Genomic DNA, 11,561 nt, shown 5'->3' with positions numbered 1-11,561 from the left:
CACAAGGGAAGACATGAGCGATCCGTCCCGGAAACTTCGCAGCCGTGCGTGGTTCGACGATCCCGGGCATCCGGTCGAAACCGCCATTTATCTGGAGCGGTATCTGAACTACGGCTTGACCGGCGATGAACTCAGGTCGGGTCGTCCCATCATCGGTATCGCGCAGACCGGCAGCGATCTTGCTCCTTGCAATCGACATCACCTCGCACTGGCCACGCGCGTGCGAGACGGAATTCGTGACGCTGGCGGCGTGCCGTTCGAGTTTCCAGTGCATGCCATTCATGAGATGGGCAAACGTCCGACGGCCGCGCTCGACCGGAATCTCGCCTATCTCGGGCTCATCGAGATTCTGTACGGCTATCCGCTCGACGCGGTTGTCCTTACAACCGGGTGCGACAAGACCACGCCGGCGACTCTGATGGCTGCGGCGGCCGTCGATATTCCCGCGATCGTTCTATCGGGCGGCCCGATGCTCAATGGCTGGGCCGGAGAAGCGCGCATCGGCTCTGGCTCCATCATCTGGCGTGCGCGCGATCGCCTGAAGACGGGTGAGATCGATTTCGAAGGCTTCATGCGCGAAGTGCTCGCGTCCTCACCGAGCATCGGTCATTGCAATACCATGGGCACGGCGTTGACCATGAACAGTCTTGCCGAAGCGCTCGGCATGTCGTTGCCTGGATGTGCCGCGATTCCCGCACCTTACCGCGAGCGAGCGCAGATGGCTTATGCCACCGGTCGCCGCATCGTCGAGATGGTGCATGAGGATCTGCGGCCTTCCAAGATCCTGACCGCGGCTGCGTTCCGAAACGCCATTCGCGTTTGTGCCGCGCTTGGCGGTTCGACCAACGCGACAGTTCATGTGCAGGCGATTGCCGACTCCATCGGACTGCCGTTCAAGCTCGAAGAATGGGGCAGCTGCGGAGCCGGCGTGCCGCTACTGGTCAATTGTCAGCCAGCCGGCGAATACCTGGGTGAAGATTTCTACCGCGCCGGTGGCGTGCCCGCTGTGCTCGGCGAACTCATTCGAGCAGGATTGATCGAGACCCAGACACCGAGTGTTGCCGGCGCCAGCATGGGTCAGCTCTACGCGGACTACAAAAGTACTGACGAGCGCGTGATTCGATCGGTTGCCAATCCGATTCGCGCCGACGCGGGCTTTTTGATTCTGGAAAGCAACATCTTCCGCTCCGCTGTGTTCAAGGCGTCGGTGCTTACCGAAGCCTTCTCGCAACGTTACTTCGGCGGCCCCGATCGGCACAGCGCGTTCATCGGACGGGCCATCGTGTTCGAAGGCCCGGAAGATTATCACCGTCGTATCGATGAGCCGTCGCTGGCCATCGACGAGGATTGCATTCTGGTGATGCGCGGCTGCGGCCCCATCGGTTATCCGGGGTCGGCGGAGGTGGTCAACATGTCGCCGCCGGATTACTTGATTCGTCGCGGTGTCGACATCCTTCCCTGCATCGGCGACGGCCGGCAAAGCGGCACGTCGGCGAGTCCTTCCATTCTGCATGTCACGCCGGAATCCGCGAGCGGCGAAGGTCTGGCGCTGGTCGAAACCAACGATCGCATTCGTATCGATCTGGTCCAGCGCCGCGTCGATCTGTTGGTCGACGCAGCGGAATTGTCTCAGCGTCGGTCGCGAGCCGCGCCCAGCCATCCGCGCAATCAGACGCCCTGGCAGGAGATCTATCGCGCATATGTTCGTCCGCTGGACGAAGGAGCCGGCCTTGCAACAGAAAAAAACTATCAGCGAATCGCCGAGCGCGAAGGCCCTCCCCGACATTCGCACTGAGGGACCGGTCTGCGTTTGGGACGCCAAGGCTGAGCTTGGCGAAAGTGCCTTGTGGCACGACGCGGACCGTTCCATCTATTGGGTGGATATCGCGCGCGCGTTGTTGCATCGGTTCGATCCGGAGACGCAGGTGCGGTGGCAATGGTGCTTGCCGTTCGCCGCAACCTGTCTGGTGCCGGCGGGTGTCGGTCGCCTGGTTGCGGCCTCGGCATCGGGCTTTTACGAACTCGATACGAGCGCGCGCACCGTTGGTTCGCGCATCGCTGCGGGCACCGGCCCGGGTCTCCGCACCAATGATGGAGCGTGCGATCCCTGGGGAAACTTCTGGTACGGCACTATGGATTTGCTCGAGCGCAATCCAAGCGGCCGTTTCTATCGCCTCACCGCCGAGCGTTCGACTGCCGAGATGTGGGGCGCATGCCCGATAACCAACGGCCCTGCCTTCGACATTGAGCGTAGCCTCGTGTTCTTCACAGATACGCTTGCCCGGCGCATCTATCGCGCGCCCGTCAATGAGAAGGGATTCGCCGCGCGAGCGCAGCTCTTTCACCAGTTCGATGCCGGCGAGGGCTATCCGGATGGCATGGCGGTCGACCAGCAAGGAGGCATCTGGTGCGCGCTGTGGGGCGGCCGAAAGATCGTCAGGCTGTCCGCGAGCGGTGAGATGCTGGCAAGCATCGGCATGCCGATCAGCAATCCGACCAAATGTGCGTTTGGCGGTCCAAGCGGCACGACACTCTTTATTACGACTGCGCGTAAAAATCTGAGTGCAGAACGGTTGGCCGAAGAGCCGCTCGCTGGTGGCCTGTTCGCAGTCGAGACGGATGTACGAGGCGGCGGAGTCGCGGCATTCGGCGAAAGATGAGTAGCTTCGTTGCGGCTCTGAAGCTGATCGTCGGCAACGCACGCGTACTGACCGATAGCAATGCCACGCGGCCCTACCGGACAGGATTCCGCTACGGCACGGGGGTTGTGCTGGCGGTAGTCAGCCCGCGTTCGTTGGTCGAACTATGGAGAGTCCTGCAGGCGTGCACGACGGCCAACAAGATCGTCATCGTGCAAGCTGCCAACACCGGTCTCACTGGCGGATCCACGCCGGCCGGCGATGACTACGACCGGGAGGTCGTGATCGTCAACACGATGTCCCTGGCCAAGCTTTACGTCATCGATCAGGGTCGACAAGTGATTTGCCTGCCTGGCACCACGCTGTATCAACTCGAACAGGCGCTCGAGCCTTTCGGCCGCGAGCCGCACTCGGTGATCGGGTCGTCTTGTATCGGCGCTTCGGTGCTGGGAGGGATCAGTAACAACTCTGGCGGTGCGTTGCTTCAGCGCGGCCCGGCATTCACACAAATGGCGCTGTTTGCACGAGTGACTGCGAATGGCGAGCTACAGCTCGTCAATCACCTTGGGGTGAGCTTGGGTCAGGACGCTGAGCAAATGCTGGCACGGCTGGATCGGGGCGAGTTCAACGCTGAAGATATCGAGCACGATTCGAATCGTTGGGGTTCCGACCGCGACTACGCGCGTCGCTTGCGAGAAATCGATTCCGATGTGCCGGCCCGTTTCAATGCCAACCCCGAGCGATTGTTCGAAGCCTCCGGCTGTGCCGGTAAGGTGGTGGTTTTCGCTGCGCGGCTCGATACGTTTGCAAAAGAACCCAGCACGCGTGTCTTCTACATCGGCACCCAGGATCCGGCGGAGCTCACCGATATTCGAAGGCATATGCTTTCGCGCTTTCAAAATCTGCCCGTGGCTGGCGAGTACATGCATCGCGACATGTTCGACGTCGCTGACACGTATGGCAAAGACGCCTTCTTGATCATTCATCATCTGGGTACGCGGCGATTGCCCGCCTTGATGAATCTGAAGCGACGATTCGATGACCTCGTGTCGCGTCTCGGGCTGGCAGGTTGCGGAGCCAGCGATGTCTTGCTACAGCGATTGAGCGGCCTGTTCCCGAATCATCTGCCGGTGCGAATGAGAGCCTGGCGTGATCGCTTCGAGCATCATCTGATTCTGAAGATGGCGGGCGACGGTATTCAGGAAGCGGCCGACTACTTGAGCGCCAGGTTTCCTTCGAGTACCGGAGACGTTTTCGAATGCACCGAAGAGGAGGCCGAGAAAGCCTTTCTACATCGGTTCGTGGCAGCGGGCGCGGCCATCCGGTATCGGGCCATGCATCGCCAGGAAGTGGAGGACATCGTTGCGCTCGATGTCGCGCTCAGGCGGAACGATCCGCACTGGTTCGAGGCGCCGCCGAGCGACATTCGCGACCGCATTCATCTGGCGCTGTACTACGGACACTTCTTCTGCCACGTCTTTCATCAGGACTATCTGGTGCGCAAGGGCGCGAATGCTCCGGCGCTCGAACATCGACTGTTGCGTTGGTTCGATGAGCGCGGCGCGGAGTGTCCCGCGGAACATAATGTGGGCCATCTTTATCCGGCCAAGCCCGCGCTGGCCGAGTTCTATCGAGCTCTCGATCCCTGCAACCAATTCAACCCGGGCATCGGCCAGACGTCCAAGCGCGCACGCTGGCAAACCTGATCAAGACGAGCGAACCGGCCCGATCCTGAACTCGATCGAGCAAAAAATTCTGGCTGTATTTTGAGCCGGCATCGGCGCTATCGTCGGCGCCATGGACGAAACTCTGGATGCCTGGTTCAAGCGCGAAATCCTCGTGCATGAGGCCGCGCTCGTCCGCTTCCTGAACCGCTGGCCCAATCGCAGCGAAGTCCATGACCTGCGCCAGGAAGTGTACATCCGGGTCTACGAGGCCGCTGCCCGAGCCCGACCGACGTCGTCCCCGAAAACGTTCCTGTTCCAGACGGCACGGCATTTGTTGATCGACCGCGTGCGCCGCAGCCGCATCGTTTCCATCGAAGGGGTTCCGGATTTGGACGTGGCGGGCGTCTTGGTAGACGACGTTCTGCCGGAGCGGCGAGTGCAGGCCCGGCAAGAACTCAATCTGTTGGCCCGCGCCTTCGCGCGCTTGCCGCCCAAGTGCCGCGAAGTGATGTGGTTGAGGCGTGTAGATCAGTTGTCACAAAACGAAGTCGCAACCCGCTTGGGGATCACCGAGTCGAGTGTGGAGAAGCACGTGATCAAGGGCACGCGGCTGCTGGCGGACGCGGTGTTCGGCCAAAGTGTGCGGACCGACGCTGAGCGCGAGCCGGAGGGGTTGAGTGCAGGAACCGTAGATAGAGAGAGCGAGCATGGAAAGCAGCCATGACATAGAGGTGCGAGCCGGCAGCTGGCTCGCAAAACGCGAGAGCGGCAAGTGGAGCGCCGAGGACGAGGCACGCTTCCAGCAGTGGCTCGAGGCATCCATTGCAAACCGGGTTGCGTTTCTGCGGCAGGAGGGCGCGTGGGAACACGCTTCACGCTTGCAGGCATTGAAGGGTGACAGCGCGCCGGGAACGTTGCCGTCGCCTGATAGTTGGCGACTCAGTCCGTTCGTGAGCGATGGCTCCACTCGCTCGCAGTCGCCTGATGCAAAGGCGAAAAGCATCGAATCGTCGCGCCGATGGTGGTTTCCCCGAGCTTTGGCTGCGAGTGTGCTAGTGGCCGTCGCCGCCGGCGCTCTCATCTGGCACTTCACGAGCCTGGGGCCGTACTACCGCACGCCTGTCGGTGGTCTCGCTTCGGTGCCGATGAAGGACGGTTCCAAAGTCACGCTCAACACTGACAGTGCCATACGCATGGCCGTCACCGAGACCGAGCGTAGAGTTGAACTCGAACGCGGCGAAGTCTTCTTCGAAGTCGCGAAAGATCCCAACAGGCCGTTCGTCGTCAGTGCGGGCAACAAGCGCGTCGTCGCGGTCGGCACCAAATTCTCAGTGCATCGAGTCGGCAACGATCTGCGCGTGTTCGTGACGGAAGGCAAGGTGAGGCTGGAGGAGGGTAGCTCCAGCGTTGCGCAATCTGCGACTCCCGTGCGCGGTGATAGCAATGCGATGTTGCTGGTTGCCGGAACCATCACGCGAGCGGCAGACTCCGGCGTCATCGTTCAGGAAAAGCCGCTGCCCGAAGTCGAAGACTATTTGAGCTGGCGCTTGGGCTTTCTGACCTTCCGCGATATTCCACTCGCAGAAGCCGTTGCGGAGTTCAACCGCTACAACGAGCGGCAGATTTTCATCCAAGACCGCAGCGTCGCGGAGATCCGCTTCAGCGGTAAAGTTCGGCCCACCAGCTTTGAAGGCTTCGTGCGTCTTCTCGAAGATGCGTTGCCCATCCATGCTGAACATGTGAACGACAGAATCGTGCTCACCGCGGCTCGCGCTGTCGAACAGCAATAGATTTTCGACTTGAGGACTTTCCCCGCTCGCTCGTCTCGGTACGCACCAGGCCAATCCATCAGAGCCTGACTCGGGGAGATCACATGCTGAAGACGATGCGCGTGCGTAGCACTATTGCCGCAATTCTCGCGGGCCTGGCCTTGTCCGCAAACGCGGTTGCCGATGCGGCGCGAGTTCTCCATGTGCCGGCGGGCGATCTGGTGACGGCGCTCGAAGCGCTGGCCAAACAGGCCGACATCGAACTCGTCTATCAAGCCGAACAGCTCAAGGGCATTCACACTGAAGGCGTGAATGGCAGCTACGAGCCGAAAGAAGCGGTGTTCCTGTTGCTCAAGGGCACTCATCTCGGCGTTCGCACCGATAGCGAAACCGGCGTCATGCTGGTCTCGCCGCTCAAGGATTCGCCCGCGAACGCTACTTCCCGACTGGATGCGGAGCTCGAGCTGCAAGAGATCGTCGTCACCGGTTCGCGCCTGCAGGTCCCCAGCGAAGGTGCGCTGCCGGTGAATGTTTACTCGCGCGACGCCATCGATCGCAGCGGGCAGCCTACGATCGCTACATTTCTCGCCAACCAGAGCGAGGTATCGACCAGCATCTCGGATACCACTTTCGCCGGCGGCGGGTCCAACCGCCAGTCGGGAATTCAATTGCGCGGGCTGCCAGCGGGCACGACGCTGGTGCTGCTCAACGGCCGACGGGTTCAACCGGGCTCGATCTCGACCACCGCTTCGGTGGTCGATTTGAATCAGATTCCCATGTCCATCGTCGAGCGCATCGAAGTGTTGCCGCTGGGATCCTCGGCGGTCTACGGCGGCGATGCGCTGGCCGGTGTGGTCAACATCGTGCTGAAGGATCGCCTCGATGGCGCATCGTTCGAAGTTCGTCAGGGGTACGCCGATGGCACGGATGACACGTCGGCTGCCTTCGCGGGCGGGCATACTTTTTCACGCGGCTCGTTTCTGGCGATGGCTCAATGGAGTCGCACCAGTGAGCTGCTGACGACCGAGCGGGACTTCTTCTCCAATGCCGACTATCGCTCGCTGGGCGGCACGGACACGAGAACACGCTCGTGCTCGCCCGGCACTGTCACTAGCGTCTCGGGCAACCTCAACGGCGTCGGTAGTTCGTTCGCGGCGATTCCGACGAGCGCCGCGGGCAGCTCTCCAACGCTCGCGGAGTTCGCGGCGAACGCCGGCGTCGCGAATCTATGCGGCACGTACGGAACAGCAGGAGGCGCGACGCTGATCCCGCAATCGGAAACATGGGGGGTGCATGGCGCCGGGACGTTCGACATCACGGACAGTCTGACTGCGTTCACCGAGCTGACTTACAACCATGCGGACGTCACGGCGCCGGGTCTCGCTGTCGCTCTCAGCAATGTGCTGGTGCCGGCCTCGAATGCTTTCAATCCGTTTGGCACAGATGTCCGCGTTACGACACGGCTGTCTCCCGAGAATCTGAGAGGGGGAAATGTTCGCGACAGCGATTTCGGGCGCGCGGTGCTCGGAATCAAAGGCAATCTGGCTGGCAGCTGGGACTTCGAGGTCGCTGCGGTGGCCTCTGGCGACCAGAATCGAGCCATCGATCATTTCAATACCGTGAATACCACGGCCCGGACGGCAGCACTGGCGAGCTCGGATCCCGCCACCGCTTTGAATCCGTTTACGACGGGTGTCGCTGCCAGCGATGCCGTACTCCGGTCGATCTGGACAGACTCACGCGCCAGCACTCGCGGCAACCGGCAGATGTATACGGCGGTCGTTCGAGGACCTCTGTTCGATTTGCCGGCGGGTGCTTTGCAGGTCGCGGCCGGCGCCGAGTATCTCGACGAAGACCTGATGTTTCGAACCCTCACTTCTTTCCTGGACAAAAGCCGCAGCTCGCGCGCGGCCTTCGGTGAAGCTCGCCTGCCGGTGTGGTCAGGGACCAACTCGGCAGGCGTCGCATTCGATCGGTTGGCGCTTTCCGCGGCTGCGCGAATCGATGATTACAGCGACGTCGGCAAGGCCGATACGCATCAAGCCGGCCTCGAGTTCAGACCGCGCGAAGACTTGCTGATGCGTGCTGCTCTGGCAACTTCGTTTCGGCCGCCCGGACTGCTGCAGCAGGGACTGGGAGTCACGACGATCTCCATCGATCTGTTTGGAATGACCGACCCCGCACGGGGCGGCGAGGCGGTGACGGGCGGCTTGATCCGCACCGGGCCCAATCCGAACCTCGCGCCGGAAGACGGCGAAGGCACTGTGTTTGGCATCGAGTGGTCGCCGAAGAACATCGAGGGGCTGCGCTTGTCGGTCAACGCGTGGGAGCTGGATATCAAGAACTACATCCTGCGCATGGATCCGCAGAGTGTGGTCAACAACGAAAGTTTGTTTCCTGGATTCGTGACGCGCGAGCCGAGCTCCGACGGGCTGCCCGGGCGCATCACCAGCGTGCTCTATAGCTACGTCAACTTCGGCAGACTGAATGTTTCGGGCCTCGATTGGCGCGCGATGTATAGCCGGAGCACACCCATCGGCGAGGCGAGCTTCGGACTGAATGCGTCGCAGACGATCGACTACGATGTGACGATCGCTCCCGGCTCAGCCAGCGAGGATCGTCTCGGCCACCGCAACATCGACGCCTGGGCGCCGGAGTGGAAGGGCAACGTCTCGCTGGGTCTATCGAATCCGGGCTGGACGATCGGCTTCAATGGTAGATATCTCGGACACTATCGTGACGCCAGTACGCCCCGCGCGCTAGGAAACATCTGGACTCTCGATGCGACCGGCAGCATATCGCTGAGATCGTTGGCCGGCCTCGTGGGAGCCAGTGACGGTCGCCTGATGTTGAGCGTCGTCAACATCACAGACAAGTTGCCGCAGTTCGTGAACGTCGCGCCTTACTTCGATCTTACCGAGGGCAGCTGGCGCGGAAGATATGTGAGCGCGCGCGTGTCCTTCGACTGGTAGCACCTTCCATGAACAAGATATCTTCTTTTGCACGCGGCGCCTGCTTGCTGCTGGCATTGCCGATACTGAGTGCCATGCCTGCGGTTGCGTCGGTGAAGTTACCGACGCTGACTCCGGAACGACTCGTCGCTGAGAAGTCGCTCGACGTATCGGGGTTGCAGTGGACGGATGCTTCTCATATTGCCGCCAATGTGAAGGTGGGCGATGAGGCCACGCAGCGCTCGTGGACATTGAGCGGCGGTTCATCGCGCGTGCTCGCCGTTGGGGAGGGACGAAACTCTCCTGACGGAACACGGAATGTTTCTCGCGAGCAGGAGGAATGGGTAGTACGAGAGACGCAAGGGGCGCGGAGGGTTTTGGCTCGCGTGCCCGCGGAGTACGGCAACAGTATGTTGGGTCGCATGGCTTGGTCGCGCGACTCGCGACGAATCGTGCTGATTCAGGAAACGCGGGCAAAACCTGCTCCGTTGGATACGGTTTCGGCCGATGATGGCGTTCGTTATGTCGATGTCGGTGCGCAGGCGGACGCGCGTGATGCGGCGGGCGCCTTCAGTAGCGTGATGACGATCATCGACGTCGATAGCCCCGAGCCGCCGCGTCGATTGCCGTTTGCAGGGCGGCTCGAAGCGGTGGAATGGGGCGCCCAAAACGATCTCTACTACGTGGCACAGCCGCTCTGGAACACCGATGGCGCGCCTCTGGAAACCGTCGTGCGCGTGCTGAAAGACGGCAAATCACAGGATGTGTTTCGCGTCGGCGGCATCATGAACGGCATTGGGCCGAGCATCTCGCCCGATGGCCGGTGGCTGTCGGTGGTCTGCGATATCGATTCGCAGAGGTGGGACGACTTCACCAGTCTGCTGGTCGTCGAGCTGGCCACGGGCCAGGTGCGGCGACTCACCCGTACCCAATATGTCGGCGGCCAGAGTGTGCGCTGGGGACCCGATTCACGCCGGCTCTACTATCTCACTCGCGATGGCGGCCGGACGCAGATCAATAGCGTCGATCTCGACGGCAATTCGCTCGCGCTGACCGAATCGCCGACCTACAAGCGAGAGCTGCAACTGTCGCCCGATGGCAGGCGACTGGCGTATGTGGCCAGAGACGGCCTCGGGCGTGTCGAACTGCGCACGCTGGCTGTCGCGACGAAACAGGATACTCGCGTCGCGCTGCTGGACGACCCGACGGTGCGTTACCAGTTGGGACGTTTCGAGCGCGTGAAGTTTCCAACGCCCGATGGCGTGCAGATTGCCGCGTGGGTCATCTATCCCCCGGACTTCGATGCCAGCAAAAAGTACCCGCTGTACGTGGACGTGCATGGCGGCGGTCCCGGAAGCTTTCTATATTTGTTCGGACCCATCAGTGCCGTGACCACCGGTAGTCCGCTGGAGTGGCACACCTGGGCCGCCAAAGGGTATGTGGTCTTCGTACCGGATTACCGCTCTTCCGGCGAGTACGGTCCCGGGGTCGCTGCCGCTCGTCATCGTCAGCGCAACGGAGATTTTGGCGGCATCGAAGCGGATATGCGCGATGTCGACGCCGGCGTGGAGTGGCTGTCGAAGCATCCTTACATCGATGCCTCTCGAATCGGCGTGCTCGGCTCGAGCGCCGGCGGAGCTCGAGTCAATCTGCTCCTGACTCGCAGCACACGCTATCGCGCTGGCATCATCCACGATCAGATCGGTGCGGGGGTTCTGCCGGATTTCATTGGCAGCTTGACCGGCTCCAGAACCGGGACCACCGCGTCAAGAATGTTCTGGGAGACCCACGTCGGCAAGCTCGCGGATCGTCCGGAGACCTATCTCGGAGGATTTCTTTTCGACGGCTACAAGAGCAAGACACCGACGCTCATCCTCGTCGGAGGTGACCGCAGTCGATCCCTGTGGCCGGGGCTCGACCCACTATCCGCCGAGGCGCTGTTCTCCATCCTTCGGCTCAATCGCGTGCCGTCGCGAATGCTTCGATATTCAGACGATGGGCATGGCTTCATGACGCCGGCCTCTGCTCGCCATGCTTTCGGTCAGATCGAGGCGTGGCTTGCGGAGCAGATGGATATAGCGACTGATGCCAGTGGGGTGGTTTTGTTTGATGCGAAGGGGCGCGTTCAGCCGCGCGCCGGGCTCGAAGTCGCTGCCGATCGCAGCTAATTTCATCCCGCGCGCATGCGTAGAATCGTCGGAATATCGATTTCGCCGCCGTACTCGGTCAACTCCACGTTGCCGCTCTCGACGGCGTACATCGCCATGCGATCCGCCAATTCGTTGCCTTCCGTACCCACGTGCGCGGCGACGTGACTCAAGTGCACTTCGGATTGGATGCGGCCGTAAACCTCGTAGGCCGCTTGAATGATTTCGAGGTTCTTGATCTCGCCGTCGGCCTTGCGCCAGCCCTTCTTTTCCCAACCCGCGGCCCACTTCGAGATGCAGTTGATCGCGTAGGTGGAATCGCAAAGGATCTGCACCGTCAAGCCGTCGTCGATGGCGGTTTCCGCCATGGTCAACGCGCGATGCAACG

8 protein-coding genes are annotated in these 11,561 nt (G+C 61.5%); 7 read left to right on the top strand and 1 reads right to left on the bottom strand.

What is annotated here, in order from left to right; translation table 11 throughout:
- Positions 1–13 precede the first annotated feature (13 nt).
- The 7 genes from JNL55_RS19505 (at position 14) to JNL55_RS19475 (ending at position 11,194) form a co-directional block, all read left to right on the top strand.
- The gene (locus tag JNL55_RS19505; protein WP_415923115.1) at positions 14–1,795 is read left to right on the top strand and encodes an IlvD/Edd family dehydratase; all 1,782 of its coding nucleotides are present in this window, start codon (positions 14–16) and stop codon (positions 1,793–1,795) included.
- Complete coding sequence (locus JNL55_RS19500) at positions 1,731–2,660, top strand: SMP-30/gluconolactonase/LRE family protein (protein WP_293857488.1); 930 nt, start codon at positions 1,731–1,733, stop codon at positions 2,658–2,660. The genes JNL55_RS19505 and JNL55_RS19500 overlap by 65 nt, the downstream gene beginning before the upstream one ends.
- Positions 2,657–4,345, top strand: a complete 1,689-nt coding sequence (gene dld, locus JNL55_RS19495; RefSeq protein ID WP_293857485.1) for a D-lactate dehydrogenase — start codon at positions 2,657–2,659, stop codon at positions 4,343–4,345. The genes JNL55_RS19500 and dld overlap by 4 nt, the downstream gene beginning before the upstream one ends.
- A 91-nt stretch (positions 4,346–4,436) precedes the next feature.
- Positions 4,437–5,030 (top strand): RNA polymerase sigma factor, encoded by a 594-nt coding sequence (locus JNL55_RS19490; protein ID WP_293857482.1) that lies wholly within the window; start codon positions 4,437–4,439, stop codon positions 5,028–5,030.
- Positions 5,014–6,096: a FecR family protein gene (locus JNL55_RS19485; RefSeq protein WP_293857479.1), complete on the top strand. Its 1,083-nt coding sequence runs from the start codon at positions 5,014–5,016 to the stop codon at positions 6,094–6,096. The genes JNL55_RS19490 and JNL55_RS19485 overlap by 17 nt, the downstream gene beginning before the upstream one ends.
- Positions 6,097–6,179: 83 nt before the next feature.
- The gene (locus JNL55_RS19480; protein WP_293857476.1) at positions 6,180–9,047 is read left to right on the top strand and encodes a TonB-dependent receptor plug domain-containing protein; all 2,868 of its coding nucleotides are present in this window, start codon (positions 6,180–6,182) and stop codon (positions 9,045–9,047) included.
- Positions 9,048–9,055: 8 nt separating this feature from the next.
- Complete coding sequence (locus JNL55_RS19475; RefSeq protein WP_293857473.1) at positions 9,056–11,194, top strand: S9 family peptidase; 2,139 nt, start codon at positions 9,056–9,058, stop codon at positions 11,192–11,194.
- Between the two features lie 2 nt (positions 11,195–11,196).
- Here the strand turns inward: JNL55_RS19475 and JNL55_RS19470 are convergent.
- The coding region (locus JNL55_RS19470; protein ID WP_322111043.1) for an RNase H family protein at positions 11,197–11,561 on the bottom strand (365 nt) is incomplete at its 5' end.

The sequence above is a fragment of the Steroidobacter sp. genome (assembly GCF_016790065.1).
In the GTDB taxonomy this organism is placed as follows: domain Bacteria; phylum Pseudomonadota; class Gammaproteobacteria; order Steroidobacterales; family Steroidobacteraceae; genus Steroidobacter.
This window is presented reverse-complemented; position numbering and strand designations above follow the sequence as displayed.